This is a genomic window from Streptomyces sp. NPDC002886 (genome assembly GCF_042888445.1).
Lineage (GTDB): Bacteria > Actinomycetota > Actinomycetes > Streptomycetales > Streptomycetaceae > Streptomyces.
The window spans coordinates 36,892-51,083 of the sequence record NZ_JBIAPV010000019.1 but is presented as its reverse complement, the minus strand read 5'-3'; the positions used below and the strand labels follow the sequence as shown (position 1 = coordinate 51,083).

At 70.1% G+C, this 14,192-nt stretch carries 8 protein-coding genes and 1 pseudogene; 5 read left to right on the top strand and 4 right to left on the bottom strand.

Annotated elements, in window-relative coordinates:
• Positions 1-58 precede the first annotated feature (58 nt).
• Positions 59-829 (top strand): hypothetical protein, encoded by a 771-nt coding sequence (locus ACFYYB_RS41230; protein WP_389443715.1) that lies wholly within the window; start codon positions 59-61, stop codon positions 827-829.
• Between the two features lie 334 nt (positions 830-1,163).
• Positions 1,164-1,705, top strand: a pseudogene (locus ACFYYB_RS41225) (IS110 family transposase); the annotation flags it as partial.
• Here ACFYYB_RS41225 and ACFYYB_RS41220 read toward each other — a convergent pair.
• The gene (locus tag ACFYYB_RS41220) at positions 1,686-2,312 is read right to left on the bottom strand and encodes a HEAT repeat domain-containing protein (RefSeq protein ID WP_389443768.1); all 627 of its coding nucleotides are present in this window, start codon (positions 2,310-2,312) and stop codon (positions 1,686-1,688) included. The pseudogene ACFYYB_RS41225 and the gene ACFYYB_RS41220 overlap by 20 nt on opposite strands.
• A gap of 528 nt (positions 2,313-2,840) precedes the next feature.
• Between ACFYYB_RS41220 and ACFYYB_RS41215 the strand changes: the two genes are divergently transcribed.
• Positions 2,841-4,034, top strand: a complete 1,194-nt coding sequence (locus ACFYYB_RS41215) for a HEAT repeat domain-containing protein (protein WP_389443713.1) — start codon at positions 2,841-2,843, stop codon at positions 4,032-4,034.
• A 496-nt stretch (positions 4,035-4,530) separates the two neighbouring features.
• Here ACFYYB_RS41215 and ACFYYB_RS41210 read toward each other — a convergent pair whose 3' ends face one another.
• Positions 4,531-5,565, bottom strand: a complete 1,035-nt coding sequence (locus ACFYYB_RS41210; RefSeq protein WP_389443711.1) for a terpene synthase family protein — start codon at positions 5,563-5,565, stop codon at positions 4,531-4,533.
• Positions 5,566-5,724: 159 nt separating this feature from the next.
• Complete coding sequence (locus ACFYYB_RS41205) at positions 5,725-9,093, bottom strand: S8 family serine peptidase (protein ID WP_389443709.1); 3,369 nt, start codon at positions 9,091-9,093, stop codon at positions 5,725-5,727.
• Between the two features lie 685 nt (positions 9,094-9,778).
• On the opposite strand from ACFYYB_RS41205, the gene proP reads away from it, so the two are divergent.
• Together proP and ACFYYB_RS41195 are read left to right on the top strand one after the other, a co-directional pair.
• Positions 9,779-11,296, top strand: a complete 1,518-nt coding sequence (gene proP / locus ACFYYB_RS41200) for a glycine betaine/L-proline transporter ProP (RefSeq protein WP_389443766.1) — start codon at positions 9,779-9,781, stop codon at positions 11,294-11,296.
• Positions 11,297-11,409: 113 nt separating this feature from the next.
• Positions 11,410-12,630: an aromatic acid exporter family protein gene (locus ACFYYB_RS41195; RefSeq protein WP_389443707.1), complete on the top strand. Its 1,221-nt coding sequence runs from the start codon at positions 11,410-11,412 to the stop codon at positions 12,628-12,630.
• A gap of 89 nt (positions 12,631-12,719) precedes the next feature.
• Here the strand turns inward: ACFYYB_RS41195 and ACFYYB_RS41190 are convergent, their stop codons facing one another.
• Complete coding sequence (locus ACFYYB_RS41190) at positions 12,720-14,174, bottom strand: catalase (protein WP_389443705.1); 1,455 nt, start codon at positions 14,172-14,174, stop codon at positions 12,720-12,722.
• Positions 14,175-14,192 lie beyond the last annotated feature (18 nt).

Genomic DNA, 14,192 nt, shown 5'->3' with positions numbered 1-14,192 from the left:
GAACGCCCGAGAGGCCGTTCGCCTGCTGCGCACCGGAGACGAGCCGGCACGTAACTCGGTGGGTGTCCTGATCGGCATGTGCGCCGACGACAGCCGGGCCGCCGCCGCTCTCGCCGTCCCGTTCCTGATCCGGATCGCAGCCGACCCCCACCATCGACACCGCGCCGATGCCCTCGGCGGTCTCGCCGCCCCGGCCCGCGCCCGCTACTTCGGCGTAGCCTCCCGCGACGAACTCCTCCTTCACCGCTCCGGCCACCAGCACGACGACTACGACGACTACGGCGTCGAGGTGACCGGCTACCCGGCAGGCTGGTCGGTGGCCGCCGCCCGAGCCGCGATCACCACTGGAGCCCCCGTCCTCCTGCCCCTCCTCGACAGCTCCGACCCCACCATGCGCATCGACGTCTCCTACGCTCTCGCCACCGCGGCCGACCCCGCACGTACGGTCCGAAGCGCTTTCGCCAGCCGGTTCGCCAAGGAGCAGGACCCCATGACCCGGGCCGCCTTGGTTCTCGCGACCGCGGAGTCCACACGTGCCCACCCGCACCAGCCGGCCACCGCATGGATCCGCGAGCTGTGGCAGGACCGTGCACAGGCTCCCGAAGTCCGCCTTGCGGCCGCGATCGGCTGGCTCTGCCTCACCGACGAACCCGCCCCAGACACTTTGCGCGCCACTGTCGACACGCTGGCTACCGAAGAACGCGCCCGCGCCATGGACGCCCTGCCCTGGATGGCCGCCGCCGGCCGCGGTGAGCCGGGGCTCCTGCACTGTGTCCGCCGCATGCTCCACCCCGAAGAGCCCGCATCGTCCGACGACCCCTGGGCCTGACTGCCCTGAGCGACGAGCAGCCGGCCCCAGACCACATCGCCTGCACACCTGCTCGTTTTGTGTGCACCGGAGTTGTCCTTTGGGGCCGGCCAACTACCTTGCTCCTTAGCTTGTTGGCGGGTTGATTCCGGTCCTTCGTACGATTGGGAGACCCAGGGGCCTGGGTGTGGCTACGAGTGCTCATGCCGTACGTGTGGCTTTGATTGATTGGCGGCCCAGTGCCCCGCGACGACACGGCCACTCATGGGGATAGGCGAACAGAGATCGCTTCGTAAGGACACGTCGGCGTGGTCGTCTGCAGGGACCAGTCAACCGGACGACGAGGCAGACTCGGGTGCCCGAGCTCTGGGCGGGGACGGATGCCGGCAAGGCCGCGCATCACTGCACGGTGACCGACCAGACGGGACGAAGGTGCTCTCGCGCCGTGTGCCCAACAACGAGCCCGAGCTCCTAGAGCTGATGGACGACGTCCTCGCACTCGTCGAGGGCGGCCCGGTGACCTGGGCCATCGACCTGAACGCAGGCGGCGGGGCTCTGCTGATGGCCCTCCCGGCCAACCACGGCCAGCGGCTCCTCTACATCCCTGGCCGAACCGTCCACCACGCCTCCCGTGGCTACCGCGGGGACGGCAAGACCGACGCGAAGGACGCCTACGGCATCGCCGACCAGGCACGGATTCGCCGGGACCTGCAGCCCTTGCAGGCATGGGACGAGATCGCGGCGGACCTGAAGATCCTCACCGCCCGCCGCTACGACCTCGCAGCCGACCGCACCCGCACCATCAACCGGATGCGAGCAACGGACAGCCCAGCCACCGCAACTGAGCCTGGCCAGCGCCGCGTGAAGGGCACACTCGTCAGCTGCGGAGAGGCTTACGCTGACGTGCCTCGGATGCCTGGTCACGAACGTACGGGTCAGCGTCTGCTGCCAGCTGGTCGAGCACCGTCGAGGTCGCGGGGTCTGCGCGCTCGAGGGCGGGAAAGCGGCCCAAAGTGATCGCGACCCAGGCTCGGACGCGGGGGTTGTCGTCGTTCGCGAGCAAGCGGATCTTCAACAGGGTTCTGGGCTGCTGAAGGAAGCCGAGGGAGCTGAGGGCAGAGATGCGCACCTGCGGGGAAGGATCGTCCAGCAGGTGCAACAGCAGCTCGACGGCCGCCGGCTCTGCCCCGTGACTCCCGAGTGTGCCCACGACCGCGCTGCGGATTCCTTCGTCCGAGTCCTGCGCGGCGTGGGCCAGCAGGTTGAGATCGGCTGGTTCGGGGACGAAGCCGAGCAGCCAGATCGCCGCCCTGCGAAGGTCCTCATCGTCACTCACGGCGCACGGCAGGAGGATTTCGCGTGCGGCGGCCGGGTGCTCCTGCGCGAGTACATGGAGCGTCGTCGAGAGAGAGTCCTGGTCGTCACCCAGGTTGCGGGAGTAAGCCCGCAACAGGGCGACAAGGGACGTGTGGCCGGCAGTCTCGGCCAGAATCCGAGCGAGCACATGACGGGCGTACCAGTTGCCCGCCTCCACAGCTGCCGCGAGATGTTGTTCCAGGTGAGGAATCAGCTCCCGCCGCCGGGCGGCTACGAGCTCCCCTTCGATCTCTGCAAGGTCGTCGAGGTCGCCATCCGGATCCGAGAGTCCGGCCGCCAGTTCATCAAGACGCGGGGTGAGATCATCCGCTGCCCGTTGGTCTTCCAAACCGTCCTCCTCATGCCCTTCAGACCCACACCGAGTTTGCCACTGCGGGGCTCCCCGCTCCGGTGCAGGGAGACGGAACGGATTGTCCAACAGACCTCTGACAACCGAGTTCGGTGCAGTCGGCCCACTCCGCCGCTCAGATCCTCTCAAGGTCCGCACAGGACTCCGTGACCTTGACAAGAACGATTGGGAATCAGTCGCATATGACTGGGCACTGCACTGGAGCTGTCGTGCTGAGCGTTCCGTATGGCCAGGACGGTGGCGTCCGGGGGTTCATCCCTGTTCCGAGAAGAGGGCGTTGTCGGTGGGTGCTGGCAGGGTGCGTGCATGACGGATAGCGAGATTGCCCGCATGACACGGATCCTGAGCGGGTTGCCGGCAGCGGCCCGTGAACTGCTGTCGGGGACGGACTGGGGGTCGCTCCAGCATGCCTACGGATCCGGCGAGGACATACCGGCCTCCCTGTGCTCGCTCGTGGATGAAGATCCCGAGATTCGGTCCGAGGCGTTGGCTGCGTTGGACATGGGCGTGCTGCACCAGGGTTCGCTGTACACCGTCACCGCCCCCGCGGCGCTGTTCGTCGCCGCGATCCTTGACCACCCCGTGGGCCTCGCCGAGCACGAGGGGCACTTCCCGTGGGACGGGGGACCGCCACGCACCTTGCGGGCCGCCCTGCTGGTCTGGCTGGGACAGGTTGCCGAGTCGGCTGCCTATGGGGAGGATCCCTTGCGCGACCGAAGCAACTGGGGCTGGAAGCCCTGGCACGACGAGACCTGCCGCGAACAGGACCCGGACGGGCTCGCCGCACTGCACGCGTGCAGGAAGATTCGCCCCACCCTGTACGACGCTGTCGAGCCGTTCCTCTCCTCTCCCGATCCCCATGTCCGTGAGGCCGCAGTCGGCGCCGCAGTGCCACTCCTCCGTGCCCCGGGGATGGCCGACCGGGTACCGCGGGCCGCCACGCTGCTGCGGGCACACCTGGGCCTCGTGGCGGGGCGACGGGAGCGGGCGAGCGTGGCGCGGGCGCTCGGCGTGTGGGGGGCTGACACCTCCGACCTGCTAGCCGACTCCGACCCCGCTGTGCGGGTCTGCGCCGCTCTCGGTCCCGCCCCAATCAATCGGCCACGCGCTCTCACTGTCCTCCTCGACGCCCTCCGGGACCCGCGAACGACGGACAGCTGGTTCCCCGAGCCACTGCCCGGACTGGACGGTTGGTTCCGCTTCACCGTGCTGTGCTCCGCGCTCGCCCTGGCCGAGAACTTCGAGGAGGTGGAACCAGTGATGCTCACCATCGTGGCCGCCGGCGGCACGTCGCTGACCGACCACGAACGTGGACCGATCCTCTTGAAGGCCTTTGCCGGTGGCTATGACCCGACCGACCCGCTCACCCCCGCCCAACGCAACCTGTTGCGTGCCTTCGTAGACACCGACGAGGTGACGGGCGGCATCGGCGGGAACAGGTTGTGGTTCCGCACGGCCGGGCTGCCCGAGGACCTGGAGGGCATCGCTGCACTGCTGTGACCTTCCCCGCCACCGCACCCTGCACCCATGACGCTCCGCACCTCAGGCCGAGCATCGAAGTTGTCCATCCGGGCTACCTATGGTGCACGGTCACAGATCTTCTGACTTAGCGAGATAGGTGGCCTTACGTTCCAGGGACGGGATGGTCGAGCCCTTCGTATGGTCCTACGTTCTTCAGAGGGTCCATCCAGGCCACTTGTAGCGTCTGGAGGCCCAGAGACACTGGGTGTGGTTCCGCACCGCCGTTGTGCCGCAGAACGGAACAACGGTGGCTGAGGTTCAGGCGGGGGTGGACGGCCTTCGTCCCCGGCCCGTGGACCGACCTCAAAGCCCCGCACCTGCCCCTGGAAACCGCCGAGCTCGGCCCGCGCGGAGCCTCCGCCGGCCGCTCGGGGCCGCAGATGCCGTTCCTGCGCCTGCTGCCCCCGGTCCCGCCGCAAGCCACCGTCACGCGGCCCGTCGGGGAGCGGCCTCGTGACGGTGGGTTCCACCGCGGCTACGGCATCGCGGATAGCCCTCCGGTCACCTGTAGGTCCCCACCGGTGAACACGCCCTCGAAGCCGTCCCCGTGGAACCGTGGCGACGTCTGGTGATACCGCAGGTTCCCCGCGCAGATGTCCTCCAGACGGTCGCAGTACTCGTCGGTTTGCGGCGTGAGGGCCCAGCGCGAGCGCACTGCCACGTACTGCCGTTCCGTCTCCTCGATCGACTCGACGAGCCTGTTCAGTGCTTCCTGAAGGTTCAGGCCGTACACGTGTTGCAGTACCGAGACGGCCTGAACGTGCGCCTTCTTCCCGTTCCTGTCGTTCCGTTCCTTCCGGAACGAGTACAGGTCGTTGACCAGGCAGCAGTGATGCGCCGTCAGCCGGTCGAGCTGGACCCGCCCGGGCGATTCCCATTCATCCGAGGAAAGGTTTCGCTCCAGCAGTGCGGGAAGGGTCGCGGTGAACAGCGGGACGCCGAAGTTGATGTGCCGGTACTCCAGGTACTCTCCCCACCCCATGCGGGGTGACCGGATCGCGTGGTCCTCCTGGTACTGGGCCTGCGCCATGTACGCGATGCGCCGCAGGAAGTACCGTGCCAGCGACTCCGGCAGCGTCTCGGCGATCGCCATGGCCGCCGTCAGGTTGCACCGGGGCAGTCCGTCGCCCCAGTCACCGGCGGCGAACACGTCGTCGGCGTGCGACTGCCGGAAGAGCAGCGTGACCGTACGCTCCCACAGCCGTTCGGCGCTGCCGGCGCCGCTCGTCTCGTACAGGGCCTCCTGCTTGTTCTCGATGACCGTGTACAGCGCGTTGAAGCGACACCAACGGGTCAGCAGACCGGGGTCCGCGTCGGGAAAGCACAGCGCCGCCCACGTCGTGTAGTTGTCGGCGTGCACCGGCGCCGGCACGCGCGGGTCGTCGCTGAACAGCCCGAAAGCCCATGCGTTCGCGGCGGCGTCCATCTCGGCGGAGTGGTGGGGGTTGATGCGCCAGCGAAATCCGCTTCGCACCGGGGGAATGGTGAACGTCTGGGTTCCCATGGCCATCCTTCTTGACGCCGATCTCCACCAAGAGCTTCCCTGCGGAGCGCACGTCACACCCGTGACACGGCGCAGGGCACCTGCGCGGGTGGGCCGGGGCAGGCAGCGGGCACGACGAACCCGGAGGCGTCCGCCTCCGGGTTCGTCGTGTCGTACGGGGACAGGTCAGCCGGTCAGGTACGCGCGCAGGATCGTGACCTCGGACTTGTTGCCCGCGGTGTCGACCACCGTGCCGCGCAGGGAGGCGTGGCCGCCCGACGGCGGGGTCTGCGTGGTGACCGCCCCGTCCTTGACCGGCAGGATCTGCCAGGTGTAGCCGTCGTCGTAGGAGACGGACACCGTCAGGGACTTCAGTCCCTTGCCTGCTGCCGGGCCCTCGACGGTGACGGGGACGCGGAACGGGTAGCCCCCGTTGACGGTCCCGTCGAGACGGGTCGCAGGGGCGAACCGGACTACGGAGACGGGAAGTTGCGTCGGAGTGCCGGTCGCGGTGGTGTGGGAGCGGAACCACCAGGTCGCGGTCACCTTGGTCGAGGTGCGGCTGACGGTCTCGGACTGGGTGGTGGAGGCGACCAGTTTGTAGGCGGCCTCACCGGACGCGACGGCGAAGGGCTTGGCGTCGCGCAGTTCGGCCGCCTGGTTGCCGACGACGACCCCGTTTCGATAGAGCACGGTCTTGCCCTTGGAGCGGAAGCCGATGCCGTCGTGCCCGGCGCCGTCCGCGAGCAGCGGCAGCGTGCCCCAGATCCGGTCGCCCTTGCGGTAGAGGCCGAGTCCCGCCGCGGTGTTCACCCGGGGCCCGGCGGCGGCGGTGTTGAAGCGTTCCTGGTACGTGCGGCCGCCCGTGTAGGCACGTTCGGTGGCGTACGAGGTCTCGGCGATCTGGTAGCCGTTCGCGTCCACGCCGAACTGGGAGGCGGACAGCGCCCACTTCACGCCGTCGAGCGAGGAGAGGTGCAGCGTCACCGTGTTCGGCAGGGCCCTGGGTGTCCACATGGAGCTGGGGCCGCCGTTGCCCGGGAGCTGACCGACCGTTCGTACGACACCTTCCTTCTCGGGGGCCGAGGATCCGTGATCGACGGTGACGGTGGCCAGGTCGGCGGCCTTCAGGTGGCGGGTGTAGCCGGTGGCCAGTGTGCGCACCGGGCCGCCGAGCGTGGCGTGGTACTCCTCGTTCTCGGACACCGCGTGCTTGTCCCACCGCTGGGTCAGACTGGTTCCGGCGGCGGGCTCGGGCCCTTGGCCGTGGGTGCGCAGGGGCGATCCGGAGAACAGCCACCATCCGAAGGTGTAGCCGACCTTGCCGACGCGCAATTCGTAGCTGGGGGTGAGGACCGCCTCGGCGGGCGAGCCCGAGGGCAGCCTGATGTCCACGGGCTTGGCGGTGCGCGCGTCGACGGTGACCGTGGTGGCGCGGGTGACGTCGAGGCGGGGCTGGGAGATCCAGTCGAGGCCCTCCTCTCCGTTCTGCGGGTCGGCCCAGAGGTGCGAGTCGAGCATGTAGCTGCCCTTGGGGACGCGGACGGTCTGGGAGCCGGAGCTCTCGTGGTTGGCGAAGCTCTTGCCGGTGGCCAATCCGCTCACCCCCTGGAGGGCGCTGAAGTAGCTGGCGGGCCGCTTGCCGTCCCGGCCGATGTGGCGGATGGTCAGCGCGTACGACTCGACCTCGCGATCGGCGACGATCGCCGTACGGACGCTCTGCCCGGCCGCGGTCGCCACCGCGTGCCCGGTGTACCGGCCGTTGACGGAGCCGCCGAGCCGGGTGTTGAGGGTGAGGTCCACCGACGCGGTCTTGCCGGCGGGCACGGTGACGCTCGGCCGGGCGAAGGCGAGGAAGCCGGCCGGGGCGGGCTTGCCGTCGGGTCCGGTGGCGGTGACGGACAGCTTCAGGGTGACCGGGGCGGTGCCCAGGTTGCGGTAGGTGACCTTGCGGGTGACGGGGGCGTCGTCCTCGTGCGGCCACTGCTGTTCGGCGAAGGCCAGCGCGAGGGGTTCGGCGACCACCGACTGGCCGAGCGCCTGGTCGACCGAGATGCGGCCGCTGCCCTGCTGGAAGGCGTTGTAGGGGCCGGGTTTGGTGGAGCCGGTGAGGATGCCCTTGATCTGGGGTCCGGTCCACTTCGGGTGCTGCTGCTTGAGCAGGGCGGCGGCGCCGGCCGCGTGCGGCGCGGCCATGGAGGTGCCGGAGAGGGCGAGGTAGCCCGCCGGGTTCTGGCCGACCTGGCGTTCGAGGACGCTGCCCACGGCGGCGGCCGCCGTGATGCCCACGCCCGGGGCCGTGACATCGGGTTTGACTGCGCCGTCGCCGGTGCGGGGGCCCGTGCCGGAGAAGTCGGCGAGGACGTCGGACTTGTCGACGGCGCCCACGGTGAGGGCGGCGTCGGCGCTGCCGGGGGAGTCGATCGTGCCCGGCCCGCCCCTCCCTCCGTTGCCCGCGGCGATGGCGAAGAGGACGCCCTTGTCGGCGGCGAGCTGGTTCACGGCGGCTTCGATCGGGTCGGTCTCCGGCGAGTCGGGCCCGCCGAGGCTCAGGTTCACGACCTGGGCGCCCTGCGCGACGGCCCATTCGATGCCGGCCAGGATGCCGGAATCGCTGCCGTAGCCGTCGTCATTGAGGACCTTGCCGTTGAGCAGCTTTGCTCCCGGCGCGACGCCCTTGTACTTCCCTCCCGACTTGGCCCCCGTACCGGCGGCGATGGAGGCGACGTGGGTGCCGTGGCCGTACCGGTCCGCGGTGCTGCCGGATTCGGAGAAGTCCGCCGCGGCGGCGACCCGGCCGGCGAGGTCGGGGTGGCCCGTGTCGATGCCGGTGTCGAGGATGGCGATCTTCACACCGGTACCGTCGTAGCCGGCGGCCCAGGCCTTGTCGGCGCCGATCTGACGCGTGCTCTTGTCCAGGCTGGCGGTGCGGATGCCGTCGAGCCAGACCGAGGCGATGCCGGCGGGGGCGGCCAGACGGGCGGAGCCGCCACGGCGGCCGGTGAGTCCGTCCCAGAGCACGGCGGCACTCACCGGGGTGGCGGTCACGGCCTCGGCGTCGAGCAGGCCGTACGTACGGTCCACGCGCGGGCCGCCCGCGGAACGCAGGGCCGACTTGGCGGCCGCCGCGGCGCCGTCGTAGCGGACGATCAGCTTCAGCTGGTCACCGCGGGCCTTGCGGTACTCGGGGCGGGAGAGCTCGGTGAGGTTGAAGAGGCGCGGATCGAGCCGTCCCGACTCGATCAGCCGGCGGGCGTCGAGCGGGACGAGAGTGCTGCCGCCGGCGTCCCGGCGGACCGACACGGGTATCTTCTCCCGGCCCTTGGCCGGGGCGAAGCCGACCGGGCGGCCTTCGGCATCCACGGTGACCCGGTCTCCCGTGACCAGGGTCAGTTGGGTGACCCCCTGTCCGGCGGGCTGCTGACCCGCTCCGACGTCCGAGCTGCCGGTCCTGGGCGCGGCGGCGACGGGTGTGGTGAGACCCGCCGCGAGCGCGATGGCGGCGACGGCTGCCGAGGCGGCCGCCCCCGTTCTCCGAATACGAGGTGTGCGCACGTCAATTCCCCCTGAAAGACAAGCGATCACCGACGGAAAGAAGGCACCGTGGTGTGCTCGCAGTATTGCCCCGGGCCCGGCGATCGATCCATGACCGTTTCGCAACGGTTGGCGGAGGGCGGGAATCCGCCCGATGCGCTCGTGGCGGCGGGCAAGGACTGGACTGACAGCGGTGAGGTCTACGAAATTCATTCGCTGAAACGTCGTGCTGCCACCGCGACGCGTCCTGTGCCCGTTCCTCCGGCGTTCGTGCGGACACTCCGCGGGCACACGAACGGTTCGGGGTGGCTCCGGACGGTCGCCTGTTTCGCAACGCGGCGGGGAAGTACCTCGATCCAGCTGCCTACGGCACTACGTGGAAGCGGGCGCGTGAACACGTCCTGACCCCGTACGAGCTCTCCACCCGTCTCGCGAAGCGGCCGTACGACAGGCCAAACGGTAGTCGGTGCGGGATTCTGGCGAGGGTCGGCCCGGGAGTGGCCCGGATCGCTCGTGCCCTTCACTCCGGTGGGTCCCCCCGACGGGCGCCCCCGCGGTGGGGAGCACAGAATCGAAGACCTGTGACGAGGCGGGAACGGCGACCAGCCAGGAGGCCCAGCGCATGGCAGGACCGGCACGCGGATCCGGGCCCGGCCCCGGACCGGGCGACAGACCACCCCGCAGCGGCCACCCGGCGACCGACCGGATGCTCCGTACCCTCCTGCGGCGCCGGAAGAAGCCCCTCAGCAGCGAGGACGTGACCGTCGCCGACCGGCCGCAGGTCCGCCGCGCCGTCACCGCTGCCGCCCTGGGCAACACCATGGAGTGGTTCGACTTCGGCGTGTACGCCTACCTCGCGGGCACGATGGGCAAGGTCTTCTTCCCGTCCAGCTCGCCCGGCGCCCAGGTCGTCTCCACGTTCGCCACGTTCGCCGCGGCGTTCCTCGTCCGCCCGCTCGGCGGCCTGGTCTTCGGACCCCTCGGCGACCGCATCGGCCGGCAGAAGGTGCTGGCCGCCACCATGATCATGATGGCGGCCAGCACCTTCGCGGTCGGCTTCTTGCCCACCTACGCCTCCGTCGGCTTCCTCGCCCCGCTGCTCCTCCTCTTGTGCCGCCTCGTCCAGGGCTTCTCGACCGGCGGCGAGTACGCGGGCGCCACCACGTACATCGCCGAGTATGCACCGGACCGGCGGCGCGGCTTCCTCGGCAGCTGGCTCGACTTCGGCACTTTCGTGGGCTACGCCCTGGGTTCGGGCCTGGTCACGATCCTGACCCTGACCCTCGGCACGCAAGGCCTGCAGGACTGGGGCTGGCGCATCCCCTTCTTCGTGGCGGGCCCCCTCGGCCTGATCGGCCTCTACATGCGCCTGAAACTGGAGGAGACGCCCGCCTTCAAGAAGGAGGCCGCCTACGTGGCGGCGGAGGCCGGAGACGACGTGGACCCCGCCGAGGCCGCCCGCGAGTCCGGCAAGGGACGCCTCAAGGAGATCTTCACCCAGCACTGGCAGGCCGTCCTCATCTGCATGGGACTGGTGCTCCTCTACAACGTCACCAACTACATGGTGACCTCGTACCTGCCCACGTACATGACCGTGACCCTGGGCGAGAGCGACACGACCGCCCAGCTCCTCGTGCTGGCCACCATGCTGCTCGTGGTGCTCACCATCACCGCGGTGGGCCACACCTCGGACCGTTGGGGCCGCAGACCGGTGTTCCTCACCGGCAGCGTCGCCCTGGTCGTGCTCGCCGTACCGGCGTTCCTGCTCATCCGCGAGGGCGGCATCCTGCTGCCCGCCATCGGCTGCGCCATCCTGGGCCTGCTGCTCGTCTGCTTCGCCGGCACGGCGGCCTCCACCCTGCCGGCGCTCTTCCCCACCCGCCTTCGGTACGGGGCCCTGTCCATCGCGTTCAACATCTCCGTCTCGCTGTTCGGCGGCACGACCCCGCTGTTCACCTCGGCGCTCGTCGAGGCCACGGGCAACGACATGGTCCCGGCCTACTACCTGATGGTCGCCGGAGTGATCGGATTCGTCTCGACGCTCTTCCTGCACGAGACGGCGGGCAAACCCCTGCGCGGCTCCGGCCCCATGGTCGAGACCTCGGGCGAGGCGGAGCGCCTCGTGGCGCACAGCCGCACCGCGGCCGGGCGCCAGGCCCGGGACGTCTGGATCCGGCTGCGGCATCCCTGGGCCCACCGAAAGCCCGACGACCGTGACCGGTAGGGGCGATCCCGGGCCCGCCGTGATCGACGGGGCGCCCCGGCTCAGGCGGACCGCCGGGCGACGGCCATCCGCTCCGCGGTGATGTTTCCCCGATGCGGGGGCAGGGGCCGTACATGTCAGACGCACTTGCCCCCCTTCTGGAACTCGTCCGGCGGCACCGGGAGCCCGCCGTCGTCCAGGCCGTCCGCTCGACCGCGGCGGCCGTCGTCTCCTACGTCGTCGCGCTGCGCCTCAGTAGCGAACCGGCGCCCCTCACCGCGCCGCTGACGGCGCTGCTCGTGGTCCAGGTGACGCTCTATTCCACGCTCACCACCGGCGTCCGGCGCGTCAACGCCGTCGTCGCCGGGGTCCTGATAGCGATCGGGTTCAGCGCCCTGGTCGGCCTGACCTGGTGGAGCCTGGGCCTGATCATCCTCGCCTCGCTCGTCGTGGGACGCCTCGTGCGGGCCGGCGAGTTCGTCCCCGAAGTCGCCATCAGCGCCATGCTCGTCCTCGGAGTGACCCAGGTCGCGGACACCGCCTGGGACCGGGTCCTGGAGACCATGATCGGCGCCGCGGTGGGCCTCGGCTTCAACGTCCTGTTCGTTCCGCCCGTCTGGATCCGGCCGGCCAGTGACGCGATCACCGACCTCGCCGACCGCATCGGCAGGCTGCTCGTGCACATCGGCAGCGAGTCCGGGAACGCCACCACCGTGGAGAAGGCGGCGGCCCGGCTGCACGAGGCCCGCCGGCTAGACAACGACATCTCCGAAGTCGACGCCGCCCTGCGTCAGGCCGAGGACAGCCTGCGCCTGAACCCCCGCGTGCGCGAAGGCGTCCTCTTCCGCCTCGTCCTGCGCACCGGCCTCGACACCCTGGAGATCTGCGCGGTGGTGCTGCGCGTGTCCTGCCGTACGCTCACCGACCTCGCGAGGGCGCACGGCGACGAACCGGCCTTCCCTACGCCGGTGGCCGCGGCCCTCCGGGACCTGTACGGGCACACTGCCGCGGCCGTCGAGTCCTTCGCGCAACTGATCACGGCCCAGGTGACCTCCAACGCCGAGGAGGCCGAGGGCAGGCTCGTCGAGGAGCTCGAAACCGCCCGGACCAGCCGCGGCCGGCTCGCCGCCCTGCTGCCTGGACAGATCGACCGCCATCCCGCCGAGTGGCAGCTCTACGGGGCGCTCCTCGCCGAGGCCGACCGCGTTCTGGACGAACTGAGCGTCGAGAAGCGCTCCGAGCGCCTCCTCGAGGAGCTGGACCGCCATGCCCACGAACGCCGCGCCCGTCACCCCCGGCTGGACCGGCTCCGGACCCGGCTCCGCCGCCGGCGGAAGGCCGTCGTCGACTGCTGACCGCAGCGGAGACCGCCGCACGGCGGAGGGTCCGAACCCCCTGGGGTTCGGACCCTCCGCCGTGCGGCCACTCCTCGCGAGGATGCGGCTCAGAAGTGCGCGGCAATCTTGTCGCCGACCCCCTGGTCGATGGAGCGCCAGTACTGGAGGGCCCGCTCCAGGACGGGCTTGCTGACGCCGTCCGCCAGGTGCCCGGCGACGTTGGAAACGAGCCGCTCGCGCGCCGCGTCGTCCATCACCTCGCGCACCAGCGTGCCCGGCTGGCCCCAGTCGTCGTCCTGGCTGCGCAGCGCGTACGCCTCCCGGACCATCTCGCCCGCGGAGGCCCAGCCCGCGGGCTCGCCGAAGCGGGCGGTGTCGGCGGCCGGGCCGCCGTAGGAGTTGGGCGCGTACGGGCGGGCCGCGTTCGATGCCTCGAAGCGCATCGCACCGTCCTTCGCGTACGAGGACACCAGCGAGCGCGCCCGGTTGGGGGGCAGCTGGGTGTAGTTCGCGCCGACCCGGTAGCGGTGCGCGTCCGGGTAGGAGAAGAGCCGCCCGAGGAGCATCTTGTCCGGTGACGGTCCGATGCCCGGCACCAGGTTCGAGGGCTCGAAGGCGGCCTGCTCGATGTGGACGAAGTAGTCGTCCGGGTTCTTGTCCAGGGTCATCCGCCCGACCTCGATCAGCGGATAGTCCGCGTGCGGCCACACCTTGGTCAGGTCGAACGGGTTGAACCGGTAGCCGGGCGCGTCCTCGAAGGGCATCACCTGCACGAACAGCGTCCAGCTCGGGGGCCGGCCGCCGGCGATCGAGTCGGTGAGGTCTCGGCGGTGGTAGTCGGGGTCCTCGCCGGCGATCCGGTCGGCGTCGGCCTGGGTGAGGAAGTCGATGCCCTGGTCCGTGTGGAAGTGGTATTTCACCCAGGACCTCTCGCCGGCGCCGTTGACCCACAGGTAGGTGTGGGAGCCGTAGCCGTTCATGTGCCGGTAGCTCTTGGGGATGCCGCGGTCGCCCATCAGCAGGGTGACCTGGTGCGCGGACTCGGGTGACAGGGTCCAGAAGTCCCACTGCATGTCGTGGTCGCGCAGTCCGTTGTCGGGGCGGCGCTTCTGCGAGCGGATGAAGTCCTGGAACTTGCTCGGGTCGCGTACGAAGAAGACCGGGGTGTTGTTGCCGACCAGGTCGTAGTTCCCGTGTTCGGTGTAGAACTTCAGTGCGAATCCACGTGGGTCCCGCCAGGTGTCCGGGGAGCCCTGTTCCCCCGCGACGGTCGAGAAGCGGGCCAGCATCTTCGTACGGCGACCGGGCTGGAAGACGTCGGCCTTGGTGAAGGCGCTCACGTCGTTCGTCACCTGGAAGACGCCGTACGCCCCGGCGCCCTTCGCGTGGACCACCCGTTCGGGTACCCGTTCGCGGTTGAACTGGGCCATCTTCTCGATCAGGTAGTGGTCCTGGAGGAGGATCGGGCCGTCCGATCCCACGGTGAGGGAGTGCTCGTCGCTCTCCACCGGGATTCCGACGTTGTTCGTCGTGTACGGGGTCTGCTGCGCGTCCTGCGTCACGGGGCGTCCTCCCCAGAG

What these genes read in the sequence shown, in the direction of transcription:
- ACFYYB_RS41195 (WP_389443707.1), top strand. Translation starts at nt 11,410, where the DNA reads ATGTCAGACGCACTTGCCCCCCTTCTGGAACTCGTCCGGCGGCACCGG.
- ACFYYB_RS41210 (WP_389443711.1), bottom strand. Translation starts at nt 5,565, where the DNA reads ATGGCCATGGGAACCCAGACGTTCACCATTCCCCCGGTGCGAAGCGGA.
- proP (WP_389443766.1), top strand. Translation starts at nt 9,779, where the DNA reads ATGCTCCGTACCCTCCTGCGGCGCCGGAAGAAGCCCCTCAGCAGCGAG.
- ACFYYB_RS41215 (WP_389443713.1), top strand. Translation starts at nt 2,841, where the DNA reads ATGACGGATAGCGAGATTGCCCGCATGACACGGATCCTGAGCGGGTTG.